This window comes from Chryseobacterium lactis, from assembly GCF_003815875.1.
In the GTDB taxonomy this organism is placed as follows: Bacteria; Bacteroidota; Bacteroidia; order Flavobacteriales; family Weeksellaceae; genus Chryseobacterium; species Chryseobacterium lactis.
Genome location: NZ_CP033924.1, coordinates 1,877,524 through 1,902,832, shown reverse-complemented (window position 1 = coordinate 1,902,832; position 25,309 = coordinate 1,877,524). Strand labels below are relative to the sequence as shown.

Sequence of the window (25,309 nt, the reverse complement as noted above, 5' to 3'; positions counted from 1 at the left end):
GAATTCTTCAGATGAAAAAAATTGGAATTACTTTTCAAAAAAACTAACTTCGTGTAGAAAAATGATGAAATATGATTGCTGAAAAAGAAAGATTACAGGATACAAAATGGAAAAACTGGGGACCTTATGTAAGCAACCGGCAATGGGGAAATGTCCGTGAAGATTACAGCCCAAACGGAAATGCGTGGAACTATACCAATCACAATAATGCAGAAAGCTATGCCTACCGTTGGGGTGAAGAAGGGATAGCCGGAATTTCTGATGTAAAGCAAATTTTCTGTTTTGCTTTTTCATTTTGGAATAAAAATGATAAGATTATAAAGGAACGTTTCTTTGGATTAAGCAATCCTCAGGGAAATCATGGTGAGGATATTAAAGAGATTTTTTATTATCTGGACAATACACCGACCCATAGTTATATGAAAATGGTGTATAAGTATCCCATAAATGCATTTCCTTATGATGATCTTGTGAGCGAAAACGGAAAACGCAGCAAAAAGGAACCTGAATATGAACTTTTTGACACAGGAATTTTCGATCACGATGAATATTTTGATATTTTTATTGAATACTGCAAAGGGGATCACAACGATATTCTGGCCAGAATAACGGTCTGCAACCGCAGTCAACGCGACGCTCCTATAGTAGTGATGCCCACTGCATGGTTCAGAAATAACTGGAAATGGGGCTACAATACTTATAAAGGTCAATTGAATGCCTCTCACAACGGATGTATTGATATTAATCACGACAGTATTTCACTTAAGAAACTATATTCAAGAAATATAAATGGACACAGTGTATTCTGCGATAACGAAACCAACAATTCCAAACTGTACGGTACTCCTCAAACTGAGGAAAATTATTACAAAGACGGGATCAATGATTTTGTCATTCATGGGACAAACACAATACATCCGGAACAGAGAGGAACAAAAGCTTCTTTCGTTATAGAGGAGCTTATTGAAGCCGGACAATGCAAAGTTTTTGACTTCAGATTATGTCCTGATGAAAGGGATGAACCTTTTGACCGGTTTGATGAAATTTTCAATACAAGAATTTCAGAGACAGAGGAATTTTACAATGAAGTTCAAAGCGATCCTATTAACGATGATGAAAAGAATGTTCAACGGCAGGCCTTTGCAGGACTTCTATGGAATAAACAGTTTTATCATTATAATGTCGGAAAATGGTTAAAGGGTGACCCCAATTTTGAAGCTCCCAGAGACTTCAACAACTATGTAAGAAATACGGAATGGAATCATCTTCACAACAAGGATATTATTTCGATGCCTGATAAGTGGGAATACCCATGGTATGCAACGTGGGATCTTGCTTTTCATTGTGTTCCGCTTTCTATTATTGATGCCGAATTTGCAAAAGGGCAGCTTTTATTACTGACGAAGGAATGGTATATGCACCCTAACGGACAGCTTCCTGCCTATGAATGGAATATGAGTGATGTAAATCCGCCGGTACATGCATGGTCTTGTTTCAGGGTTTTTAAAATTGATGAAAAAAATAATGGAAAACCGGATTTGCTTTTCCTGGAAAAAGTGTTCCAGAAACTGCTTCTGAACTTCACCTGGTGGGTGAACCGAAAGGATAAAAATGGTAAAAATATTTTTGGTGGTGGTTTCCTTGGACTTGATAACATCGGAGCTTTTGACCGGAATATGGAACTAAAAGATGGGCAGCATCTTGAGCAGGCAGACGGAACAAGCTGGATGGCAATGTATGCTCTCAATATGATGCGGATTGCGATGGAACTTGCTCAGTATTATCAGGTATATGAAGATATGGCTATCAAATTTTTTGAGCATTATTTATATATTGCTGAAGCGATGGAAAACCTGGGCGAAGGAACCAGAGGCCTCTGGAATGAGGAAGACGGCTTCTTTTATGATGTGCTGCAGCTTGGAAACGGAGATAGTGTTTCTTTAAAATTAAGAAGTATTGTCGGATTAATTCCACTTTTTGCAGTAGAGATTGTGGATCACCGATTATTGGAAAAGATGCCCAATTTTAAAACCAGAATGGAGTGGATTTTAAAAAACAAGCCAGAACTCACGAAACTGGTTTCCCACTGGGATGAGGAAGGACAAGGCAGAAAACATCTGATGAGTATCCTCCGTAAAAACAGGTTGACAAAGGTACTAAGCAGAATGCTTGATGAGAAGGAGTTTCTAAGTTCTTACGGAATTCGTGCTATGTCTAAAGTCTATGAAGAAAATCCATTTGTGTTCTCTGTTCATGGTACGGAAAACATGGTTTATTATACTCCTGCAGAAAGTGACAGTAGAATGTTTGGCGGAAACAGTAACTGGCGTGGCCCGATCTGGTTTCCGATCAACTTCCTTATTGTGGAAAGCCTGCAGCGTTTTCATTATTATTATGGAAACAGTCTTAAAGTAGAGCTACCAACGGGAAGCGGTGATAAAAGAAATCTTGATGAAGTGGCTCAGAATATCAGCAAAAGACTTTGTTCGATCTTTTTAAAAGACGAAAATGGCCAACGAGCTTTCAATGGAGGAAATCCAAAGCTTAATTATGATGAGCATTTTAAAGATTATATCACCTTCTTCGAATATTTCCATGGAGATAACGGCCGAGGCGTGGGAGCTTCTCATCAAACGGGATGGACTGCTACGGTAGCAAAACTCATTAAACCCCGATTAACATTATAAAAATGATCAAGCCTCTTTTGAAGAGGCTTTTTTTATTTTCAAATTAATTATATAAAAAAACGCTTTAACTTGTAGATATCCAATAATTTGTTACTTTTGTAAAAAACACAAACAAATGAAAACACAATATGTCTTCCCGCACTGGCATGGCGGAATCTGTACAAATCTTGTACATTATTTATTCAAGAGGATCTCTTATTTTTTCACCCGTCATTTTAGACAACCCAAATTCTTTTCCAAGTAAGCTTAAATAGCATTTGAGAGATCAGATGTGCCATTTTCATATTAAAAAAACACTAAACAATTACTCATGAAAGCAAAATTATTCTATCTGCTGGTTCTTTTCATAACCAGCTTGGGATTGAAAGGTCAGACCGTAACCTTTTCCGATTCTAATTTTAAAGCAAAATTACTTTCGGCATCATCCGGTAATACGATTGCGAAGGATCTCAATTCAAATTATTTTAAAATTGACGCCAATGGTGATGGAGAAATCCAGATCAGTGAGGCATTACAGGTAAGTGAGCTCAATATCTCATTTTACGGCGGAAACTTTTCAGGGACTACCATAAGTTCTATTAATGGGATTAAAAGTTTCTCCGCATTAAAGACTTTTCAACTTCAAATCGGAAATACAAGCTATTACTCCGGAGCTGTTGATGTATCGAATATGTCAAGTCTAGAAAATGTAAACTTGTCAATAGATTTTAAAGGCTCATCGAATCATGACATCAATCTTCAAAACTGCAGTGCTCTTAAAACTTTGGATGCAGGTTTTATATATGCTTCACCTGGTATCAGCTTCACAGGATGTACAGCATTGACTGATATAAAATTAAAAGGTTATCATGATCTATACGGTACCGCTCCTGTCAGTTTATCCAATCTTAATTTTGGCACTATTACTACATTAAAATCTCTTTATATTGAAAACATCAACATCAATACTTTATCACTTCAGGGTTGTAATGCATTGGAGGAGTTGACGCTTAAGGAATATTTTAACAATACCGTCAGTAATCCTTTAAATCTGGCTAATCTACCAGGTCTTAAAAAGCTGATACTCAACAAATACAATATAACACTGGATGCTCATAGCTGCCCCAATCTTACCTCAATTACCGGTGGAAATATTACTGATCTGAATGTACAGGACTGCGCCAATCTGGTGGATTTAAAAGTTGCATCATTCAACAACACGATGAATGTAAAGAACTGTACTCAATTAAAAACCATCTTTGGTATTGCCAATTGCAGCACCATCGATCTAAGTACGAGCAATTTGCAAAGTTTAGACAGCATTACTTTTCTTCCCATCGATTGCTATCAGCAACAAAGTACCCTTTTATCATCACTCAATGTGCAAAACTGCCCAAACTTACGGAAAATTTCAACATACGAATTAAAATTAACCGCATTGGATGTAAGCAACCTTCCCAAATTGGAAAGTCTCCAGGTTTTACAATGCGGCAGCAACAGAATAACAAGCATTAATGCATCAAATTGCCCGCTATTAAATACTTTCGATATTAAAGGATTGTATAAGGTACAATCTATTAATCTTCAGAATTGTTCTTCCTTACCTACTATTATTTTACATGATGGAAACGCTTATGAGGGTAAATATGCAATAAGCAATATTAATCTAACAGGTTGTGATCAATTCAATAATCTTGACATCAGAAACTGTAGTTTTACGTCACTGGATCTGCCCACTCTTCCTCTTTTAAAAAAGCTGGATTGCAGTAATAATTTCCTGACGGATCTTAACCTTATGAATTTGCAATCACTAGAATCTGTTGTATGTGGTAAGAATAAACTCACAACACTTGCAGTTAACAATCTTCCTAATTTAGTTAGCTTTGATTATAGTGATGGATATCTTGCTTCTGCCAATTTCCAGAATTTACCTAAGTTGAAGAATCTTTCTTTTAGCAATAATAAGTTAACAAGCATGGTATTAAACAACCTGCCTCTTATTGAAAAACTGCAATGTAATAATAACCTTTTAACTAATTTGGATCTGCAAAATCTGCCGGGTATAAAAAATCTTGACTGCAGCAAGAATCAGCTTGTGACTTTGGTAGTAGATAACTTAACCGGATTGGAAGCTTTAACATGTTCCAATAATCAATTATCGTCTTTAAACCTTACCGGTAATCCAAGCTTAGGATATTTAGATTGCAGTTATAATAATCTGACTTCTCTGGATGCAACAAATTTAAAAGTTCTTCCGGCCACCACTACTTATAATGTCGGTATTTTAAATTGCAGCCATAACCAGCTACAGTCCTTAAATATTGCAGGAATTCATATGTCCAGCATTGATTTTTCTTACAACAATCTTAGTGCTGTTAATTTGGATAATACCAGTTTTGACTTTTACTTTGATTGTTCAAATAATCAGTTAACCACATTGGATTTGAGTAAATACTACTACTCGGATTATGCACCGACACTGGAAACCTTCAATTGCAGTAATAATGCGCTTACTACAATGTTTCTTAAAAATGGGATTAATGAATTCGGGTCGTCCCCGGATTTCTCAAACAATCCCAACCTTAAATATATATGTAGTGATGATGCGGAACTTACTAAAGTTCAGTCGTTGGTTTCTCAGTATGGATATAGCAATTGTAGTGTAAGCAGCTATTGTTCTTTCACGCCCGGTGGAGCTTATAATACGATCACAGGAACAGTACGATTTGATGGAAATAACAACGGTTGTGATCCCAACGACGATGTTTTCGAAAATATGAAACTAAAAATAGATGATGGTACCACTACCGGGGAAACATTTGTAAAACGAGATGGAACTTATTCTTTTTTCACTCAATCCGGAGATTTTACCGTAACAGCAGAACCGGAGAATCCTTCCTTATTCACAGTGAATCCGGCATCTTTTACCATAAATTCTACTGCAGTTAACAATACTACATCAACTCAGGATCTCTGTGTGTCCAAAAACGCAAATGGTAAAGATCTGGAAATCGTAGTGGCTCCGGTTACCGATGCAAGACCGGGATTTGATGCAGTATATAAATTAATGTGGAGAAATAAAGGAAATACTACCTTATCGGGAACGGCAGTTCTTAATTTTGATAGCACCAAAATGACTTTTGTTTCATCATCCTTACCTCCTACTGTTTCAGGAAGCCAGATCAAATTTAATGTGACAAACCTTAAACCGTATGCCAATACTTCATCTGAAATCACCTTCAGAATCAATGCACCTACAGACGCTTCAAGCCCTGTGAATATTGGTGATGTATTAAATTTCACGGCTGATATCAGTCCGATTTCCGGAGATATTAATCCTGACGATAACAACTTCAGCTACAAACAAACCGTGGTGGGTTCTTATGATCCTAATGATATTATATGTCTTGAAGGTAAAAATATTCCATTGCCAATGGTAGGAAAATATCTTCATTATATGGTTAATTTTGAAAATACAGGAACGGCATCGGCTACAAATATTGTCGTAGAAATGGATATTAATCCGGATGATTACGAAGTAGCCTCTTTACAGCTGCAAAATACTTCTCATCTTTCTTATACAAAAATGACAGGAAACAAAGCCGAATTTATCATGAAAGACATCAATCTTCAGGCGGGAGCTCATGGAAATTTACTTTTAAAAATAAAATCTAAAAATAACCTAGTTCTGGGAGATCGTGTCATTAATAAAGCCAATATCTATTTCGACTACAATTATCCGGTTATCACCAATGAGGCAATAACTACCATTGGTGAAAATGGCACACTTTCCACCTCAGACAATATCAATAACAGAAGTACGGCCACCATATTTCCAAATCCTACTAAAGGGGATGTCAACATCAATACTGATTCTAAGATTCTGTCTGTAGAAATATATGACGGCCAGGGAAGAATTATCCAGAAGCATGCAGGAATCAATTCGTTGAGTACAAAAATTGCGATCCGCAGTACAATTTCAGGAATATACATTTTCAAGATTATTACTGAAAAAGAAACTCTGATCAAAAAAGTAATCAAGAATTAATACAATCTATAAATGCAAAAAACCGGAACTCGATGTTCCGGTTTTTTTTACGACCCAGTTCTGGATTATATTTTTTCTCCGTTTACCCAGACTTCATATCCGATTTCTACATTCGGTTCTAAAGTCTTTGACACGGAACAATATTTTTCAAAAGATAATTCTGCAGCTTTTTGAGCTTTCTTTGGATCAATTTCTCCTTCCAAAAGGAACTTCACAGTAATTGATTTGAAAGGTTTAGCATCGTCTACCTGAATTCTCTCCCCTTCTACTTCTGCCTGAAAGCTTTTTATTTCCTGGCGTTGCTTCTTTAAAATGGAAACAACATCTATTCCGCTACATCCGGCTACTGCCATCAGAACGCTTTCCATTGGAGAAACTCCTTTTGCTCCCGGCTGAGAAGTATTGTCTAAAAGAATAGAATTCCCTTGGGAATTGGTACATTCAAATAAAAAGTCGTCGTTGATTCTGTTGAGTGTTATTTTCATTATTGCTTGTTGCTTGCTACAAAATTATAAAATTCCTCTCGCTTTTATCTCCAAATATTTATTGATAACGTCGATATTTAAATTTTCAGGAAGGGTATATACCGTATAAATCCCGTATTTCCTAAGCTCCTGAATAATCAGTTTCTTTTCAAACTCAAATTTTTCAGCTACAATTTCATCGTATATTTCCTGCATATTCTCAGGATTTTTGTTGGTTAAAGTTTGCAATTCCGAATTTTTAAAGAATACAACCACCAGCAAGTGATTTTTAGCGATACCACGAAGGTATTTCAACTGACGATTAAGCCCGTCCAATGTTTCAAAGTTGGTAAAAAGTAAAATCAGACTTCTTTGGTTGATTGAATATTTTACATCCTGATATAGTCGATTGAAATCACTTTCAAAAAAGTCGGTTTTAATATTATAAAGTGCTTCGGAAATTTTCTTCAGCTGTCCGGATTTGTTGTCTGCAGCGATTTTATTTTCAGCTTTTTTAGAAAAAGTCATCATCCCGGCCCGGTCACCTTTTCGTAAAATAATATGAGACAATGCCATTGCCGCATTAATCGAATAATCAAGCAGGCTTAATCCGTTGAAAGGCATCTTCATCGTTCTGCCCTTATCGATCAGCAGAAAAATACGTTGTGACTTCTCATCCTGAAACTGATTGACCATCAGTCGGTTTGCTTTCGAGGTTGCCTTCCAGTTGATCGTTCTGATATCGTCTCCGTGAACATACTCCTTGATCTGTTCAAATTCCATGGTATGACCAAGCTTTCTGATCTTTTTAATCCCACCCAGTAAAAACTCACTTTGAAGTGCCATCAATTCATATTTTCTAAGATGAATAAAAGACGGATACGAAGGCAGCATGGCATCTTTCTGGAAGCTAAATCTTTTAGAAACAAACCCAAGCGGTGATGAAGCATAAATATTTAAACTTCCGAAGTGATATTCGCCTCTTTCCTTAGGCTCTAATGTATATTGAAAGAAAGTATTGGCTCCGGCTTCAATAGACTTTTTAATTAAAAAATCTCTCTTTTGAAACTGAAACGGAATTTCATCAATAATTTTTGTATTGATCTTAAAATTGTAATTATTCTTAATATCAATTTTCACAAAGTTTTCATCGCCGTTAGAAAGTTTTTCCGGTAATATCCTTTGGGCCTGCAAGGCATTTTTTTGATTAAAAAGCAACAGATAATCTACCATAGCTGCAAGAAAACAGACCAATAACATGATGTGAGCAACCCACATCAGAACCGGGAAGAAAAATGCAAGCACATACAGGATTCCCACTCCGATGAGTGCAAAAAAGAAACGTGTATTGATGTATAAATTTTTCATGGGATTAAATTAAAGACTATTTTCTTAACCTTAGTCTCTGTTGTCTATCGGGGAATTTCTATTCCTTCTAAGATTTGACGGATAATTTCATCTGCTGTAAGCCCTTCCATCTCTCTTTCAGGAGAAACGATGACTCTGTGTCTCAGAACAGCATAGCTGGCTTCCTTGATATCTTCAGGAGTTACGAAATCACGACCTCTTAATGCCGCAAAAGCTTTCGATGCGGTGAGAAGGGCAAGCGAAGCTCTTGGTGAGGCACCCAGATATAAAAACTGGTTTTCTCTGGTGTTGATGATAATTTTTGCAATATATTCCATCAACTGGGCTTCCACAATGATTTCTTTTACCAAATGCTGGTAGCTTTTCAGTTGTTCTGACGTAATTACTTTTTGTACTCCTTCCGTTTTATCTTCTTTCTTGCTTTCGTGTTGATTTCTGATAATGGCAATTTCCTGCTCAAGGTTCGGATAACCTACATTAATCTTGAATAAGAAACGGTCTAACTGAGCCTCCGGAAGTCTGTAAGTTCCTTCATGTTCAATCGGGTTTTGAGTAGCAACCACTAAAAACGGTTCTTCCATTACATAACGAAAGCCATCCATGGTAATCTGCCTTTCTTCCATTACCTCAAATAATGCCGCCTGGGTTTTTGCCGGCGACCTGTTGATCTCATCAATCAATATAAAGTTGGAGAAGATGGGTCCTTTTTTAAATTCAAATTCTGAATTCTTCATGCTGAAAACCGATGTCCCCAAAATATCGGAAGGCATAAGATCCGGTGTAAACTGAATTCTGCTGAAACCAACATCAATGGTCTTTGCCAGTAATTTTGCTGTAATCGTTTTTGCCACTCCCGGAACACCTTCAATTAAAACGTGACCGTTGGACAAAAGTGCTGCCAGAAGATGATCAATCATGTTCTCCTGTCCTACAATTACTTTTGCTATCTCAGCTTTTACTCTTTCAAGACTCGCCCGAAGTTCAATCATATCAATTCTTGACTGAAATTGTTCTTCCTGTTTATTAAGGTTGATGGAGCTTTGGTCTTCTATATTTGAGTTCTCAGGGTTTTCCATAATTTTTATTTTTGGCTAAATGGTACTTCGTCGTCTTGGGGCTTAATAGGGCTTCGTCCTATCTTGAGCTAAATCGTCCCGTTGGGACTCTTTTATTTTAATATATCGTCAAGGAGTTTATTTATTCTTGCAAGGTCTTCCTTCATGACACTGGCATATGGATCCTGTGCTCTCTTAATGAGGTCGATTGCTTCTACAATCATTTCCATAGGCTTTCCTGTTTTCAATTGTAATTTTTTGGCAAATTCCGTATCCAGTTCTTTGGTATCAATGAGGAGATCTATCCTTACTTTATTTAGAAAATACTGAGCTTTTTTTGCCATCATATCATGAAAATCTCCTTCCTGAAGATAAAGATTTCCTATGCTTTTCACAAAGTCCAGTGAAGTATTCCGCAAAGGTTCTATCACCGCAACGATCCTTTGTTTTCTTTTAGCATTAAAGAAAATAAACAGGACAAGCCCTCCCAGAAAGATCCACCAGGCATATTTCAGAGCCGGGTTTGCCAATACAAATCTCATAAAGAAACGGGAGGTCTTTGAATTACTTTTCACAAACCAAAGTGTTTCCCTATCCGGAAGATACGAAAAAACATCCTGTGCATATTTTATACTTCCCGGTTTCAGGAGGTAATAATTAGTAAGGAAAAGAGGCTCGCTATGAGCATAGATAGTCCCCTTTCCAAATTTCACTTTAATAAAATTTGCCTGATCGGAGTTCTTCTTTTCTACAGTCTTTCCTAATATTTCAACATTAGGTTTGATGAATGAAAAACCTCTTCCTGACGGAAATTTATCTAATTTAATAAAATCATTCTGGTATTTATTATCGGTAAGTTTCAATACATTTTCGTCTTCAAATGAGATTTCGGAGTCATAATATCCAATACTATCTGAAATATCTTTAGGCATACGGCTTACCATAAGCATGGCATCAGAACCTTTTGAAACCTGATCGAGAATCTTCTTCCATGATTCTTTATCGATATCATTTTCAATGACAATAATATTGTGTGGTTCCTTTTTAAACTGATTGTAATATTCGTAAGGTACCTGGTCAACTTTTTTCAGTTTATTTTTAAACAGATCTTTCGCTTCATGACTAAAAACGTACAGGCCAAAAGGTGATTTCTCATTAATATCAAAATTTTTGCGCCAGTCTGTGGTTTCTTTTTTGTTAACTTCAAGCAACGCCAGAATAACCATCACAATGATGAAAATTACAGCATATATTTTGAAAGTTTTATTCATGGTTAGTTGGATTATGGTTTAAAGGTCTGAAACTGATTTTTGAATTTCTGATAGCTTGGTTCGTCTATCTCGAATTCTCCGTACCAGACATACTCAAAGATGTATGATAACTCTGAAAATTCATTTTTAAGATGTGGAACCTTGAGTTCTGTGACGTAGTCCTTATTTGTTTTTTCGGGATTCCAGGTGATGATCTTTTTATCGCTTAATTTTTTCAGAACAAATAAAAACTGGTAACGGACCGCTGAACGATAATCTCCGCTGTGTTCAAATTTTGCAATACTTTCAGGAAAATTAATTTCATGAATATTTTCATGCAGTTCCTGTACGTTAAGATCCAGCTTTCTATTCTTTTTACCAAAAATAAAGTTTCCGTCTTTTCCAAGCACATACTTTATTACGAAATAAAGCAAAAATCCTACAAGAATGATAGCGAATAAACGAACAAGACTTGTCGTAAGCTCCGCAGATTTCGTAAAGACCGTTTCACCGAAAATTCCCCGTAAAACATTCTTTATTTTTTTAAATAATTTCTGCCAGAAAGATTCTCTTGGTTTTGATTCTGAATAATCAAATTCGTTGCCTTTGTATCTGGAAGGTACATTTTCTTTAAATGTTTTAGGATACACCGTATTTTCAGAAACAGGTTTTTGCTTCAATACAGAATCTGCCGGCAGCATATTGCGGTAATGCCCTGAAGTATATAATGAATCCTGCAAATCATTCATAGGAGTACCATCCTGAGCCCATACGGATCCAAAAGAAAAAATACATAATATGAAAAACAGAATCTTATTCATTGATTCCAATAGTGTCTATTTCGGCAAGTTCTACCTTCTGGTGTAAATCTGTTCTGCTGTCATAATACATTAATCCGGCATTTACATACATCAGATTCGAAAGGAAGAATGAAAGAATCATTGAGATTCCGTAGATTACAAACATCATAATTCCCATGGTTCCGGTAAAAGGGTTCTCTTCAAAACTACCATCCGGAGTAGAAGTAAGAATGGAGCCATAAAAAAATATCATCGGGATAAATGTGAAAATTGAAGTCGCAATATAAATAATGATAAACATCACAAATGAAGATGCCCAGTACTTCCAGTACGGAGACTTTTCACTTCCATTCCGGTAAGAAAACTGTGAACGGATAGAATAGCTTAAGCTTTCAAGAAATCCTCTTGTTGAATTAAAATAATCGTACATCAAAAATGTAGTCACATTGAAGATGGTAGGGTAAACAAGCAGTATTAAGAAAAAGCCGATGATAATAAGCACCAGCACATAGGAGAAACCTACGACCAATAAAACCATCGGTGCCACAATGAAAATCATTCCCAGACATAACTTCCCTATTCTGCCTGCATTTTTTTTAAAATCATCCAGAATTTCATCGGTATTTACTTTTTCTGCACCTTGTGCGATCCTTTTCAAATAAAAAACAGGATATAAATAATTGATGATTGCAATAAGTAATAGTAGAACAAACATCAGCACTGATACTACCACAAGCACTCCGGCATTGTCAGAAAAGTATCTTTCAAAATAATAAGTCTCACCACTTACATTCGACCCCACAAGCTGTCCGAAGATCTCTCTGAATCCAAAAATAACCACTACAGTCGCAAGGATCAACAGCAAGCCATTAATCAGAATATAATTTTTAAAGTAATTCTTTCCGTATAATTTGAAGAAATTGAAACTATCACCGATGAAAGTCCCAAAATCTCTTTTTTTATAAAATTGTATCATTGATGTTCTTATTAGTTTTTTTATAGACAATAGTTGGATATACAAAATAGTAAAATCCTATGATGGCAAGTGAAGAGATAATAATAGCCAGGTTCAGACCCAAAGGCATTTTTAATGCATGCCTGGTTACATATCCTTCAATAATTCCGGCACAAATCGTAAAAGGAACGGTGCTGAGAAATATTTTAAATGAATCCTGAAAACCTTTTTTAAAAGAATTAAATCTTGAAAATGTCTTCGGAAAAAGAATAGATGCCCCCAGAATCAATCCACACATGGCTTCCACCACCATTGAGAAAATTTCAAAAACCCCGTGAAGCCATATTCCTCTTGCACTGTCTTTCAATGCTCCGTAGTCATAGAAAAAATATTGAAAAGATCCCAACATCACACTATTGGAAAGAAGTGCAAACAAAGTTCCTACTCCCCCGGCAATTCCATAAATGTATAATTTTGCTCCTACCTGAATGTTATTGAAAATAATTCCGATTGTGCTTCCCCAGGTGCTTCCACTTTGATAAATCCCGACAGCATTTTTATTTTTAATGTTCTCAATCGTTTGGTTTACATAATCCTCTCCAAGGATAATATTCGCAAAATCTTTATCATAGATCGCTGAAAGAACTCCTATCGAAGTAAATAAAATAAAAAAAAGAAATGCATACATCAGATACCGTCGATACTGATACACCAGCAATGGAACCTCTGTTTTGAAAAAATAGATCAGCCTGTTTTCTTCTATTCTTTTAGTTTTATAAATCTTCTGAAAAATCTGAGAAGAAAGATGATTCAAATAAACAGTCGTATTACTTTTGGGGTAATACGTCTGGGCAAAAGAAAGATCGTTGATCAAGTTAATATACAATGAAGACAGGTCATCAGGATTTTTTTTAACTTTCCCTTCAATAACCTGTTCTATTCCCAACCATTTTTCTTTATTTTGTTTAATGAAATAAACTTCTCTCATAATTGTAAAGGCTAAAATAATAAAAAATATGTCTCAAATTGCGATAAATACTTCACAAAATGTAAATATTAGCTTTAATATTGCCGGCGTAGGAGAAAGAATGCTTGCATTTATCATTGATCTTCTGATCAGGGTTGCCTATGTCATAATCGTACTCTATCTGTTTTTTAATATTTTCGACTTAGGATATATATTAGACGGACTGGATCAATGGTCTATGATGGCAGTATACATTGTTTTGACTTTCCCGATTTACATTTACCCCGTTGTTCTTGAAAGTTTGATGGAAGGACAAACGCCCGGAAAAAGACTCATGAAAATCAGAGTCGTAAAGATTGATGGCTATCAGGCGAGTTTCGGGGATTATATGATCCGGTGGGTTTTCAGGATTATTGACATCTCTTTTGCCGGATTAGTAGGATTAATTTCAATGATTATATCTAAAAATAATCAACGTTTGGGAGACATCGCATCAGGTACGGCGGTCATTTCTCTGAAGAATAATATTAATATTTCTCACACGATTTTAGAAAATATTCACCAGGATTATGTGCCGTCTTTTCCACAAGTTATTGCGTTAAGTGATAATGACATGAGAATTATTAAAGACAATTATACAAAAGCACTAAAAATTGATGATCGTCAAATTATCAGTAAACTTTCAGATAAAATCAAAAACATCCTTAAACTCGAAATAGATGCAACGAAAATGACGGAAAGGCAATTTATTAATGTGATCATTAAAGATTACAACTACTACACAGGAAAAGACAATTAATAGTCAATATTGCTGCGAAAGTAAATTTTAAAACAAAAAAAATTTCAAACCGTCCTCATTACTTCATTACTCATTACTCATTACTCATTACTTATAATCAAAGGTCGGTGTAATTTTTGTATCTTTAATAACAGTAAAGTCTTGAATTATGAAATTTGAAAACAATAAATCCGGAAACGGCGGAGTTCTTACACTGAACAATGAAATAAAAGAAGTTGGAAGATTAACCTACACTATTTTCCCTGAAGACCACAAATTCATCATTTCTTTTGTATTGGTACATCCGGAATTTGAAGGAAGAGGAATGGGAAAATTTCTGGTAGAAGAAGCCATAAAATTTGCCAGAGAAAATAACTGGAAGGTGTATCCTCATTGTTCTTATGCCAGATCTGTGATGATGAGAATGAGTGATGTAGATGATATTTTTTTAAAAAACTAGTACTTCATTCAAAAGTATCTCTTCAATATCATTAGGATAATCGACTTTTAAATGATGATCTGAAGCCACCCACTCCATAATTTCCTGTAGATTTAAAACTTTAGAATTTGGGATTCCCATTTTATCTAAAGCACAGGCATTACATTCCTGTTCATATTGATTATGAATGGGAATGACAAATAGTTTTTTATCCATGAAAAGCGCCTCAGCAGGAGTTTCAAAACCGGCATTGCATAAAATGCCTTCACATCCTTCAAAATATTTCAGGTATTGAATCTCATCGATAGGAAAAACTTCTACATTCTTTACTTTCACCTGTACCTTGCTGTATTTTGAGAATACTTTCCACTCCACAGGAATCTTTCTTAAAACCTTAATGATATTCTCATCTGCAAAGCTCGGAAGATATACAAGATAATATCCTTTCTTATACGGATTAAGATTTCTTATTTTTTTTCTGATCACCGGCTTTTTGATCTGTGGATGATAATTTTCGAAATGAAAACCAATCTTTCTCTCACTGGGAACATAATATTTTAAAATCAGTTCTCCCAGAAAATCTTTACTTTTAGGTTTTGGTGTTTCGGCAAAACTCATGGAAGCCTGATGACTAAGCTCTATCATCGGCAGATCCTTCATTTTCGATGCCCAGCCCGTCAAAGGTTCATAATCATTGATAATTAAATCATACTTTGAAAGCTCAAGATTTTTTATCGTTTGTACAGCTTCAAGAAACTTATTCTCTGTAAACGTTTTACGATAGGATAAACCGCCTGTTTTGTTATAAAGCAGAGAAATACCCTTATATTGAAAATTAATATCGAAATCAGCCTTTAATTGCGATTGATGTCCGCTGATCAAAGTATCAACCGAAGCATATTTTTTAAGAATGGGAATTATTTCCTGCGCCCGGGCAACATGTCCGTTCCCGGTACCCTGAAATGCATATAGGATTTTCATTTAGGTAAAGTTAGTTACAATTTTTAAAAGTGCAGAGCTATCCATTTCCTGAATATCTTCTGCTTCGTCATCCTGCAATAAGTGCTTATGCTCATCGTAATAAAAAATCTTCCATTGCTGATCATGATACTCCAATGCAGAAAGATTTTCGATCCAGTCGCCGGAATTCAGATAAGTACATAAACCTTTTTTATTAACTACCTCCCGGATTTGTGGTTGATGAATATGCCCACAAACTACATAATCGTATTGATTATCGATTGCAAGTTCGGATGCTGTTAATTCAAAATCGCCTATATATTTTACCGCTTTTTTCACATTGTTTTTGATCTTTTTCGAAAAAGAGTATTTCTCTTTCCCCATTTTCTCCAAAAACCAGTTAACAACATTATTAATGATGATTAATAGATCATATCCTTTCCCTCCTAATTTGGCAATCCATTTAGAATGCTGTACTGATGCGTCGAAAACATCTCCATGAAAGATCCAGGTTTTCTTCTGATCAATAGTCAGACAGATTTTATTACAGACCTTAAGTTTACCCAATTCAAAGTCGGTAAACTTACGGAACATTTCATCATGGTTTCCTGTAATGTAATAAACATCCGCATTTTTAGTAGCGAATGAAAGAATTTTCCTGATTACCTTCAAGTGAGGTTTAGGGAAGTAAGACTTTTTGAACTGCCAGATATCAATAATATCTCCATTCAAAACTAAAGTTTTAGGCTGAATAGAATTGAGATATCTCAGCAATTCTTTAGCCTTACATCCATAAGTTCCCAAATGAACATCCGATATGACAACTAATTCAACGTTTCTTTTCATCCGTATATTTTTCAGCTAATTTTAATTCGCCGGATGGAATGCTATAGTATATTTCTATCTTTTAAAAAAATACCAAGGCGTTTCATCGTTTTATACAAAGAAACTAATTGAAAGTTAACTGTATGTGAATGCTATATTATTTTTTACAAAGAGTCCATCAGCTCTTCAGTAATCTCCATATTATGGTAGACGTTCTGAACATCATCGTCTTCTTCAAAACGCTCAAGCATTTTCATATTAGCTTTGAACTGTTCCGCAGTTACTTCTTTTGTATTATTAGGAATTCTTTGCAATTCTGCACTTTTTGCTTCAATACCAAGTTCATCCAATTTATGAGATAAAGAACCAAAATCTTCAAAAGCAGTAGTAATCATTACTTCATCTTCATCCTTTTCTACATCTTCCGCTCCACCATCAATCATTTCCATTTCGAAATCATCCCAATCCATTTTGATTTGAGCTAAATCAAGGGTGAAAATTCCTTTTCTGTCAAAGATAAATGCAAGCTCTCCGTTCTTTCCAAGATTACCATCAAACTTATTGAAAACAGCTCTTACGTTGGCCACGGTTCTTGTTGTATTGTTTGTAGTACATTCTACAAAGAAAGCAACACCACCTTGTCCGTATCCTTCGTAAGCGATTTCTTCATAATTTTCAGCATCAGCTCCACTAGCTTTTTTAATAGCTCTTTCAACATTGTCTTTAGGCATGTTGGCTCCTTTGGCATTCTGAATACATCTTCTTAGTGCCGGGTTAGATTCAGGATCAGTACCACCGGCTTTTACTGCCAGTGCAATATCTTTTCCTATTTTGGAGAATGTTTTGGCCATTTTATCCCATCTGGCCATTTTAGAAGCTTTTCTATATTCAAATGCTCTTCCCATTTTAATTTTAAATTTTCAACAAAATTAACTAAAAGTCAACAAAAAAAAAATACCTCCAATAAAATTGGAGGTATTCATTATTTAGAAAAATTAATTATTTTTTCTTTTTAGCAGCAGCTTTTTTCTTAGCTGGAGCTTTTTTAGTAGCTTTCTTCTTAGCTGTCGCTTTCTTAACTGGAGCATCAGCATAGTCTTTCTTAGCCATTGCAGTCCATTCAGATTCGTTTTCGATAGCTTTTACAACTACTTTTCTGTCAGCTTGTCTTTCAGCATCAGTAGCCGTTGCAGGAACTGTAGCTTTAGCTTTACCAACTCCTACAGACTTAAGTGCGTTCGCATCTACACCTCTAGCATCTAAAGCAGCAACTACAGAAGCAGCTCTTTCTCTAGATAATTTCAAGTTGTAAACTTCAGAACCTTTAGCATCTGTTCTACCTTCTAATAGATAGTGACCTCCATCTTTCTTAATGATTTCAGCAGCTCTATCTAATGCTGGTTTAGACTCAGCTTTGATTGACGCTTTGTTGAAGTCAAAGAATACACTTCTGAATGTTGTTTCAACTTCTTCAGCAGTTTTTGTCTTAGGCTTAGGACATCCGTTGTATTCTGGAAGACCTGGAACAGTAGGACAAGCATCATCTTTATCTAAGATACCGTCACCGTCTGTATCTGGCCAAGGACAACCATTGTTTTCAGCAGGACCTGCTACTGTAGGACAAGCATCATCTTTGTCGATAACACCATCACCATCTGTATCTGGCCAAGGACAACCGTTGTTTTCAACTGGACCAGCTACGTCTGGACATTGATCGTCTTTATCTGGAACACCATCTCCGTCTGTATCAGGACATCCTTGGAATTCTGGTAAACCTGGAGTATCTGGACAAAGGTCATCTTTATCTAGGATACCATCTTTATCTCTGTCTCTGTTTCCGAATCTAAATAAGATAGATGCAGAAGCTTGCCAGAAGTTAGCAACTGTAGATTTATCACCTGGAGTTGATACGTAATCTCCTTGGATACCAAGACCGAAGTTCTTAGTTACCCAGAAGTTAGCACCAGCACCTGTAGCTACAGTAAAGTGGTTAGCTTTACCGTTTTCGTTACCATCCTTACCGTTTGGTACGTTTTCGATTGGGTTACCATTAGCATCAACAGATGTTCTAGGGAAAGTAAGTGCAGTATAGTCATGTCTTAAGTAGTTAGCACCAACTCTTAAATATGGATCAAACCAAGATTCTTCGTTCCATAAAAGACCTGCTCCGTGAGCCTGGAAACCTAGACCTGTCATTAGGAAAAATTCTTTCCCCATGTTGAATCTTTTGTTTTCAACATTTCCAACAGAAGTTTGCCAGTCGATTACTAAACCTTTACCAACGTTTCTAGCAACTGTTAACTTAGATAATGGAGGTGTAATAGAGAAGTTGTTCATATTGAACATACTCTTCGTTAAATTTTTCGCAGAGAACGTGTTACCGAAGCTATTTCTAGCCGCTACGTGGTTTTCTGCATGAGCACCAACTCCGATTAACCACGGATTGTTGGTCGTCTGCGCGAAAACAGTAGAAGCGACAGTAAGCGCCAATGCTGAAATTCCTAATTTTAGATTTTTCATAGAATTAAATGATTAAATAATTGATAATGCAAAATAAATATAATTTTTCTTTATATACAAAGTTTTTCAAATGATTTTTAACTTTTCTTTAATATTCTGTCCAGGTTCCGTTTATTTTCTCTATCTTTAATCACCTCTCTTTTATCGTAGAGTTTTTTCCCTCTACCAAGCGCTATCAGCACTTTTGCTTTACCTCGATCGGTGATATATAATTTTAAAGGTATAATTGTGTTCCCGGCATCCTTTAACTTTTTTTCAAGTTTCTGTAATTCTTTTTTGTGCAACAGCAATTTCCGTTCCCTTTTTGTCTTATGATTGTAAAAAGTGCCCAATTTGTACTCATCAATCATCATATTAATGATGTATAATTCCCCATCAATAAACTGACAGAACGATTCTGTGATCGATGCTTTAGAAGAACGTAAAGATTTTATCTCTGTACCTGTTAAAACCATTCCCGCCTCATATTCTTCAAGAATTTCGTATTCAAAACGGGCTCTCCTATTTAATATATTAACTGTTTTTTCAATCTTCATCATTTTAGAATTTCGTTAATGAAATATATAAAAAATACCATACATTTAAAAACTTGACTATTATATTATTACAAAATACCCAAATTCTTTTCGTATTTTTGCGCCAAATTTACAAAACTATATGTTAACAGTATCTAACTTATCTTTACAATTCGGGAAAAGAATTCTTTTTGACGAGGTAAATATTATGTTTACCAAGGGAAACTGCTACGGAATCATCGGAGCAAACGGTGCGGGAAAGTCTACATTCCTTAAAATATTAACAGGAAAGCAGGATCCAACGACAGGAAATGTATCTCTTGAACCAGGAAAAAGAATGTCGGTTTTGGAGCAGGATCACTTTGCCTATGATCAGTTTACTGTTCTTGAAGCGGTTTTGAGAGGAAACAAAAAATTATACGAGATAAAAGAGGAAATGGATGCGTTATACGCAAAAGAAGATTTCTCTGATGAAGACGGAATTAAAGCAGGTGAACTAGGTGTAGTCTATGATGAAATGGGAGGATGGACTGCAGAATCTGATGCACAGACTATGCTTTCTAACGTAGGTATTTCTGATGATATGCATTGGCAATTAATGGGTGAACTTGAGAATAAGGACAAAGTAAAAGTTCTTTTGGCTCAGGCACTTTTCGGTAATCCTGATGTATTGATTCTGGATGAGCCTACCAATGACCTGGACATTGAAACAATTTCATGGTTAGAAGATTTTCTTGCTGATTATGAAAACACGGTAATCGTGGTATCTCACGACCGTCACTTCCTGGACACGGTTTGTACGCACATCGGTGACCTTGATTATTCTAAGCTTAATCTTTATACAGGTAACTACTCTTTCTGGTATCAGGCATCTCAGCTGGCAACAAGACAAAGAGCTCAGGCCAATAAGAAAGCTGAAGAGAAGAAAAAAGAACTTCAGGACTTTATTGCCCGTTTCAGTTCTAACGTAGCAAAAGCTAAACAGGCTACTGCAAGAAAGAAAATGATCGATAAATTAAATATCGATGATATTAAACCATCTTCAAGAAGATATCCGGCTATTATTTTCGAAATGGAAAGAGAAGCAGGAGATCAGATTTTAGATGTAAAAGGTCTTGAAAAAACGAAAGACGGCGAATTATTATTCTCGAACATAGATTTAAATCTTAAAAAAGGAGATAAAGTAGCTGTACTTTCTAAAAGCTCTTTGGCTATTACAGAATTTTTTGAAATCTTGGCAGGAAATGTTCAGGCTGATAAAGGAACTGTTGCCTGGGGTGTTACTACCAACCAGTCCCACATGCCTTTGGACAACACCAATTTCTTCCAGGAAGACTTAAGTCTGGTTGATTGGTTAAGACAATTCACTAAAAATGATGAAGAGCGTCACGAAGAATTCGTAAGAGGATTCTTAGGTAGAATGCTTTTCTCCGGTGATGAAGCTTTGAAATCTTGTAAAGTACTTTCAGGAGGTGAAAAAATGAGATGTATGTTCAGTAGAATGATGCTTCAAAAAGCAAACGTCCTTTTATTAGATGAGCCTACCAATCACTTAGACCTTGAGAGTATTACAACATTGAACAACTCTTTATCTAACTTTAAAGGAAATCTTTTATTGTCTTCTCATGACCACGAAATGCTATCAACGGTCTGTAACAGAATCATCGAATTAACTCCTAACGGAATTATCGACAGAGAAATGACTTATGACGAATACCTTGCAGATAAAAAGATAAAAGAATTAAGAGAAAAAATGTACTCTTAATCTGAGATCCTCATACAATATAAAAATACCTCAAAGCAGCGCTCTGAGGTATTTTTGTTTAAACAATAAATAAAATAATTATTTTGTAAGCTTCGAAGTCGGAAGAGTTATCGCTCCAGGATCTTTCCATAATCCGTCTTTTTCAGCCTTCTTTTTGATTGCCTGAGCTCTTTTTTCGCTGTCAGGATGTGAATTGAACATTTTTTCAAAATTGGTCTGTGTACTTCCTTCTGAAAGTAAAGCCAGTTTTTTGAAAGCAGTATATGCTCCTACCACATCATATTTATTCGCTTTCATGAAATCATATGAATATGTATCTGCTTCAGACTCCTGTTTCTTACTGTGAGAAGCGTCCAGAAAGGCATTAGCCATTTTTCCGACCTGACTTTCATTAAGGGTAGCTACTGCAGAAGAAGCAGAGGACGCAGCATCCAAAGCTGCTGCTTTCAGATAGGCAGATTTCATTGCATCTTTTGTATCCTGATTTTTAACGTGACCGATCTCGTGACCAATTACAGCCAACAATTCATTATCCGTCATGATGTCCATCAAAGAGGAAAATACTCTTACACTTCCATCAGCACAAGCAAAAGCGTTGATATCTTTTACTTTATAGACTTTATAATTCAAATTAAGACCATCCTGAGATTTGTGATTCCCAAATAGTTTATTTAATCTTACTGTATAAGGATCTTTGGCACCTGCAACGGTATTATTTTTATCCATCCAATCTACTGATTCTTTGGATAATTTAATAGCATCTTCGTTGGTGAATGATAAAGCTTTTGCTCCATTAGAAACAATTCCGGCAGCTTTTCCGAGATTAATTTTTTGTGCATTAATTGAATGCATTGCCCCTAGAAACATCAGGCATAGAGTAATTTTTTTCATAGTCATTTAAATTTGGACAGCGAAGATAGCCATTTTTTAACAATTATAAAGTCAAAACTTCACTCCTCATCTTTTCACAATGCTATTTTTTTTCCCTATTTTTGTGAAATGAGTCAAAAATGGATTTATAAGCCGGAGCCCGATGAGGAAGTTGTGGACAGATTAAGTTCGTCACTTGGTTTTGGTACTTTTGAATCTAAACTTCTCGTTCTGCGGGGAATTGACAATTATCAAAAGGCCAGAGAATTCTTCAAACCTAACCTTACCGATATCCATAGCCCGTTTTTAATGGCAGATATGCAAAAAGCTGTTGAGCGGATTGCAACTGCAATTGAGAACGGTGAAAAAATATTGGTATATGGTGACTATGATGTAGATGGAACTACAGCTGTGGCTCTCATGTACCTGTATCTCAGCAAAATTGTTGAGAAAAAATACTTGGATTACTACATCCCAGATAGAAATTCTGAAGGATATGGAATTTCAACTGAAGGAATTGATTTTGCCAAAGAAAATGGTTTTTCATTAATCATTGCTCTGGATTGTGGAATCAAGGCTCTTGATATGATAAGCTATGCCTCCAGCCTGGAAATAGATTTCATTATTTGTGACCATCACCTTCCCGGTGAAGAAATTCCCGATGCGGTTGCAGTTCTCGATCCTAAGAGAAACGACTGCCGGTATCCTTTTAAAGAACTATCCGGATGTGGTGTAGGCTTTAAACTTTGCCAGGGATTAAACACGATCTATAAAATTCCTGAAGCTGAATTATTTGAGCTGACGGATCTTCTTGCCATCTCTATTGCTGCCGATATCGTTTCGATGACCGGAGAAAACAGAGTTTTGGCAAAAATGGGATTAAAAATCCTGAGAAAGACGAGAAATATGGGATTGAGACTATTAATTCCCGAGGATAAGCTTTCTCATTTTGAAATTTCAAATATTGTTTTTGAAATTGCCCCAAAAATCAATGCTGCCGGAAGAATATCTCAAGGTAAAGCAGCGGTGGAACTTATGGTTTCCGACAATCTGAAACATGCGAACCAGATTGTTAATGATATCATGAATCTCAATGATGAAAGGCGTGAGCTGGATATGAATTCCACTCTTTCTGCCCTGAATCAAATTATAGAATCTCAGCAGGAAACAAAACATACCACTATTGTTTATCATCCTGAATGGAATAAGGGTGTAATTGGTATTGTTGCTTCCAGACTTATTGAAACTTACTATAAACCTACTCTGGTATTTACTGATGGTAACAACGGAGAAATGGTTGCTTCTGCACGGTCTGTTTCTGATTTTGATGTGCACGAAGCTCTTGATATGTGTTCAGAGTACTTCCTTAAATTCGGAGGACATCATGCTGCTGCAGGACTTTCTATGGAAAAGGAAAAGTTTGCGGCATTCAAGGAAAAATTTGAGAAAATTGTTTCTGAAAAAATCCAGGACCATCAGAAAGAACCTTCCATCTCTATTGATACGGAAATTAAGGTTGATGAAATAAACAGAGAGTTTATTAACTTCCACAGGAAATTAGCTCCTTTTGGTCCTCATAATATGAAACCTATTTTTACATTAACGAATCAAAGACTTTCCGGGTATGTGAAAACAATGGGTAAAGATAATAATCACCTGAAGTTTTATATTAAACAGGAATCTACAGGACGAAATATTGAATGTGTAGGCTTTAAACTCGGGCAATTTGTTGATGATTTCAAAAACAAAAGTTTCGATCTTGCTTTCACTTTAGAAGAAAATCACTGGAAAGGTAATGTAACCCACTATCTTAATATCAAGGATGTGCAGTTTAGAGATTAACTGCAGCTTTCTATTACCTACGATCTCAACAAATGAAAAAAATCGGTTTATTTTTCGGATCATTCAATCCTATACATATCGGACATCTTATTCTGGCTAATTATATTCTGGAAAATTCAGATATGGATGAATTGTGGTTTGTGGTGAGCCCACAAAATCCATTTAAGGACAAAAAATCTTTATTGAACGATCACAACAGGCTTGATATGGTTCAGCTTGCTGTAAAAAACTATCCGAATATGAGAGCTTCCAATGTAGAGTTCTCTCTTCCGAAGCCCAGCTATACTATCGATACCCTTACTTATCTTCATGAAAAGCATCCTGATTATTCTTTCAGTCTGATCATGGGAGAAGATAACCTGAACAGCCTTCATAAGTGGAAAAATTCTGATATTCTTATTAAAAATCATCACATTATTGTCTATCCAAGAGTGTTTGACGGAGAGAAGAAAGATTCGGAATATCTGCAGCACGAAAATATCTCTTTAATAAAAGCTCCTGTCATAGAACTTTCTGCCACAGAAATTCGAAATATGGTAAAAGATGGCAAAAACGTAAGGCCAATGTTGCCTCCTGAAGTCTTCGAATATTTGGACGGAAGCAGTTTTTATAAGTAATTTTGCAATCAGAGATTAGAAGCCAGAAGTTAGAGAAGAACTCTTACCTTTTAATCCTCAACTTATCCGTAAAGAAATGAACTTCATCGAAAAATTTTTCACAAAGTATCCTGAGGAGAAAATCATCAAATGGTTTAAGCAGATCTGCGTTGCAGAAGCAATTACCTGTTTCCTGCTTTACGGGATTGCGATGATCTGGAAAAGATATGATGATGAAGGTCTTCTTCCTACTATTTTCATTATTGTGGTTGGTAACATCCACGGTTTATTCTTTACCCTGTATCTTCTATTTTGTGTCCCTGCCAGAAAAATTTTCAAATGGGATGATGAAGATTTTGTATTCGCTCTACTAGCAGCATTTTTTCCTTTTGCAACCATCTGGGTGGAGAAAAAACTAGCCCGTTTCGACAGGGAATAATTTTCTTTTTTAATAAAATTTCAGTTTTCGCTGTAACAAAATTATTGTTACAGTTGTCTTATTGTACAGAAAGGTCAAGCAATCAAAATTTTTATTTAAATTTTTATCAACTGATAATCAATCAGTTAAACTGATGTAAAAATATTTTTAAGTACTTTGTATTGCATAATACTAAATTAATTATATA

General features: G+C 35.7%; 21 protein-coding genes. 8 read left to right on the top strand and 13 right to left on the bottom strand.

The features are described 5' to 3' along the window. Positions 1 to 71: 71 nt before the first annotated feature. Positions 72 to 2,687, top strand: a complete 2,616-nt coding sequence (locus EG342_RS08225; RefSeq protein WP_103289231.1) for an MGH1-like glycoside hydrolase domain-containing protein — start codon at positions 72 to 74, stop codon at positions 2,685 to 2,687. A 310-nt stretch (positions 2,688 to 2,997) separates the two neighbouring features. Continuing rightward, a complete protein-coding gene (locus EG342_RS08220) occupies positions 2,998 to 6,714 on the top strand; it encodes a DUF7619 domain-containing protein (protein ID WP_103289230.1) in 3,717 nt (1,238 codons plus the stop codon). A gap of 65 nt (positions 6,715 to 6,779) precedes the next feature. On the opposite strand, the gene EG342_RS08215 is transcribed toward EG342_RS08220, so the two are convergent. From EG342_RS08215 to EG342_RS08185, 7 genes are all read right to left on the bottom strand, one after another. Further along, the gene (locus tag EG342_RS08215) at positions 6,780 to 7,199 is read right to left on the bottom strand and encodes an OsmC family protein (protein ID WP_103289229.1); all 420 of its coding nucleotides are present in this window, start codon (positions 7,197 to 7,199) and stop codon (positions 6,780 to 6,782) included. A gap of 24 nt (positions 7,200 to 7,223) precedes the next feature. Continuing rightward, entirely contained in the window at positions 7,224 to 8,546 is a 1,323-nt protein-coding gene (locus EG342_RS08210) for a DUF58 domain-containing protein (protein WP_103289228.1), read from the bottom strand. 44 nt (positions 8,547 to 8,590) lie between these two features. Beyond that, positions 8,591 to 9,622 (bottom strand): AAA family ATPase, encoded by a 1,032-nt coding sequence (locus EG342_RS08205; RefSeq protein WP_103289227.1) that lies wholly within the window; start codon positions 9,620 to 9,622, stop codon positions 8,591 to 8,593. Positions 9,623 to 9,714: 92 nt separating this feature from the next. After that, positions 9,715 to 10,872, bottom strand: a complete 1,158-nt coding sequence (locus tag EG342_RS08200; RefSeq protein WP_103289226.1) for a DUF4350 domain-containing protein — start codon at positions 10,870 to 10,872, stop codon at positions 9,715 to 9,717. Between the two features lie 11 nt (positions 10,873 to 10,883). Beyond that, positions 10,884 to 11,672 carry a DUF4129 domain-containing protein gene (locus tag EG342_RS08195; protein WP_103289225.1) on the bottom strand — a complete coding sequence of 263 codons (789 nt, stop codon included), beginning with the start codon at positions 11,670 to 11,672 and terminating at the stop codon, positions 10,884 to 10,886. Beyond that, positions 11,665 to 12,627: a DUF4013 domain-containing protein gene (locus tag EG342_RS08190; RefSeq protein ID WP_103289224.1), complete on the bottom strand. Its 963-nt coding sequence runs from the start codon at positions 12,625 to 12,627 to the stop codon at positions 11,665 to 11,667. The genes EG342_RS08195 and EG342_RS08190 overlap by 8 nt, the downstream gene beginning before the upstream one ends. Further along, positions 12,611 to 13,594, bottom strand: coding sequence for a stage II sporulation protein M (locus EG342_RS08185; protein WP_103289223.1), 984 nt, complete (start codon positions 13,592 to 13,594; stop codon positions 12,611 to 12,613). The genes EG342_RS08190 and EG342_RS08185 overlap by 17 nt, the downstream gene beginning before the upstream one ends. A 28-nt stretch (positions 13,595 to 13,622) precedes the next feature. Here EG342_RS08185 and EG342_RS08180 point away from each other — a divergent pair, with 28 nt between their 5' ends. Both EG342_RS08180 and EG342_RS08175 read left to right on the top strand, forming a co-directional pair. Continuing rightward, on the top strand, positions 13,623 to 14,372 hold the full coding sequence (locus tag EG342_RS08180; RefSeq protein ID WP_103289222.1) for an RDD family protein: 750 nt from the start codon (positions 13,623 to 13,625) through the stop codon (positions 14,370 to 14,372). Positions 14,373 to 14,520: 148 nt separating this feature from the next. Then, positions 14,521 to 14,811: a GNAT family N-acetyltransferase gene (locus tag EG342_RS08175; RefSeq protein ID WP_089692650.1), complete on the top strand. Its 291-nt coding sequence runs from the start codon at positions 14,521 to 14,523 to the stop codon at positions 14,809 to 14,811. Here EG342_RS08175 and EG342_RS08170 read toward each other — a convergent pair. The 5 genes from EG342_RS08170 to smpB form a co-directional block, all read right to left on the bottom strand. Further along, entirely contained in the window at positions 14,800 to 15,771 is a 972-nt protein-coding gene (locus EG342_RS08170) for a glycosyltransferase family protein (protein WP_103289221.1), read from the bottom strand. The two genes, EG342_RS08175 and EG342_RS08170, sit on opposite strands and share 12 nt — an antisense overlap. Beyond that, on the bottom strand, positions 15,772 to 16,596 hold the full coding sequence (locus EG342_RS08165) for a UDP-2,3-diacylglucosamine diphosphatase (protein WP_103289220.1): 825 nt from the start codon (positions 16,594 to 16,596) through the stop codon (positions 15,772 to 15,774). It lies immediately after the preceding gene. A gap of 143 nt (positions 16,597 to 16,739) precedes the next feature. Beyond that, complete coding sequence (locus tag EG342_RS08160) at positions 16,740 to 17,480, bottom strand: YebC/PmpR family DNA-binding transcriptional regulator (protein ID WP_103289219.1); 741 nt, start codon at positions 17,478 to 17,480, stop codon at positions 16,740 to 16,742. Between the two features lie 94 nt (positions 17,481 to 17,574). After that, positions 17,575 to 19,095 carry an OmpA family protein gene (locus EG342_RS08155; protein WP_103289218.1) on the bottom strand — a complete coding sequence of 507 codons (1,521 nt, stop codon included), beginning with the start codon at positions 19,093 to 19,095 and terminating at the stop codon, positions 17,575 to 17,577. A 77-nt stretch (positions 19,096 to 19,172) separates the two neighbouring features. Then, positions 19,173 to 19,631: an SsrA-binding protein SmpB gene (smpB, locus tag EG342_RS08150; protein WP_103289360.1), complete on the bottom strand. Its 459-nt coding sequence runs from the start codon at positions 19,629 to 19,631 to the stop codon at positions 19,173 to 19,175. A gap of 121 nt (positions 19,632 to 19,752) precedes the next feature. On the opposite strand from smpB, the gene EG342_RS08145 reads away from it, so the two are divergent. Further along, complete coding sequence (locus EG342_RS08145) at positions 19,753 to 21,375, top strand: ABC-F family ATP-binding cassette domain-containing protein (RefSeq protein WP_103289217.1); 1,623 nt, start codon at positions 19,753 to 19,755, stop codon at positions 21,373 to 21,375. A 78-nt stretch (positions 21,376 to 21,453) separates the two neighbouring features. Here EG342_RS08145 and EG342_RS08140 read toward each other — a convergent pair whose 3' ends face one another. Beyond that, positions 21,454 to 22,266, bottom strand: a complete 813-nt coding sequence (locus EG342_RS08140; RefSeq protein WP_103289357.1) for a M48 family metallopeptidase — start codon at positions 22,264 to 22,266, stop codon at positions 21,454 to 21,456. 108 nt (positions 22,267 to 22,374) lie between these two features. Between EG342_RS08140 and recJ the strand changes: the two genes are divergently transcribed. The 3 genes from recJ to EG342_RS08125 all read left to right on the top strand — a co-directional run bounded on the left by recJ (position 22,375) and on the right by EG342_RS08125 (position 25,122). Beyond that, positions 22,375 to 24,087 carry a single-stranded-DNA-specific exonuclease RecJ gene (recJ, locus tag EG342_RS08135; RefSeq protein ID WP_103289216.1) on the top strand — a complete coding sequence of 571 codons (1,713 nt, stop codon included), beginning with the start codon at positions 22,375 to 22,377 and terminating at the stop codon, positions 24,085 to 24,087. Between the two features lie 32 nt (positions 24,088 to 24,119). Beyond that, positions 24,120 to 24,704 (top strand): nicotinate (nicotinamide) nucleotide adenylyltransferase, encoded by a 585-nt coding sequence (gene nadD / locus EG342_RS08130; RefSeq protein WP_103289215.1) that lies wholly within the window; start codon positions 24,120 to 24,122, stop codon positions 24,702 to 24,704. 76 nt (positions 24,705 to 24,780) lie between these two features. Further along, entirely contained in the window at positions 24,781 to 25,122 is a 342-nt protein-coding gene (locus tag EG342_RS08125) for a DUF3817 domain-containing protein (RefSeq protein WP_103289214.1), read from the top strand. The last annotated feature ends 187 nt before the right edge of the window (positions 25,123 to 25,309 follow it).